We start from the raw sequence: 1,035 nt of genomic DNA, 5'->3' as shown, positions 1-1,035 counted from the left end.
CCCCCGAACTACTCACACCCAAACCGATGGCGGGAACAGTAATAGGCGGAACATTGATCGGCCCCACCAACGCCCCCGAACTACTCACACCCAAACCGATGGCGGGAACAGTAATTGAACCGCCCCGGTGAGTCCGGAGACTCTCTGATCTGAGACCTCAGCCGGCGGCTGGTCTCTGGCGTTGAGCGTAGTAGGCAGCCTCGAGTTCGACCGGCGGGACGTCGCCGCAGTACTGGTAGAGGCGGCGATGGTTGAACCAGTCGACCCAGCGCGCGGTGGCCAACTCGACATCCTCGATGGACCGCCAGGGCTTGCCGGGTTTGATCAGCTCGGTCTTGTATAGGCCGTTGATCGTCTCGGCTAGTGCATTGTCATAGGAGCTTCCGACCGCTCCGACCGACGGTTGGATGCCTGCCTCGGCGAGCCGCTCGCTGAACCGGATCGATGTGTACTGAGATCCCCTATCCGTATGGTGGATAACGTCTTTCAGGTCGAGTACGCCTTCTTGTTGGCGGGTCCAGATGGCTTGCTCGATCGCGTCGAGGACCATGGAGGTGGCCATCGTGGAAGCGACCCGCCAGCCCAGGATCCTGCGAGCGTAGGCGTCGGTGACAAAGGCCACGTAGGCGAACCCTGCCCAGGTCGACACATAGGTGAGGTCTGCTACCCACAGCCGGTTAGGTGCTGGTGGTCCGAAGCGGCGCTGGACGAGATCGGCGGGACGGGCTGTGGCCGGATCAGCGATCGTGGTCCTGCGGGCTTTGCCGCGGGTGGTCCCGGACAGGCCGAGTTTGGTCATCAGCCGTTCGACGGTGCATCTGGCCACCTCGATGCCCTCACGGTTCAGGGTTAGCCACACTTTGCGGGCACCGTAAACACCGTAGTTGGCGGCGTGGACGCGGCTGATGTGCTCCTTGAGTTCGCCCTCGCGCAGCTCGCGGCGGCTGGGCTCCCGGTTGATGTGGTCGTAGTAGGTCGATGGGGCGATCGGCACACCCAGCTCGTTCAGCTGTGTGCAGATCGACTCGACACCCC

General features: G+C 63.1%; 1 protein-coding gene. It reads right to left on the bottom strand.

Annotation, left to right across the window (positions count from 1 at the left end):
• Nucleotides 1-157: 157 nt before the first annotated feature.
• The coding region (locus tag CVS30_RS17695) for an IS3-like element IS6110/IS987 family transposase (RefSeq protein WP_110486866.1) at nt 158-1,035 on the bottom strand (878 nt) is incomplete at its 5' end.

Source organism: Arthrobacter psychrolactophilus (genome assembly GCF_003219795.1).
Classification (GTDB): Bacteria; Actinomycetota; Actinomycetes; order Actinomycetales; family Micrococcaceae; genus Specibacter; species Specibacter psychrolactophilus.
Note: the sequence above shows the minus strand (reverse complement) of the source record. Positions and strands in the feature narration are given on the sequence as shown.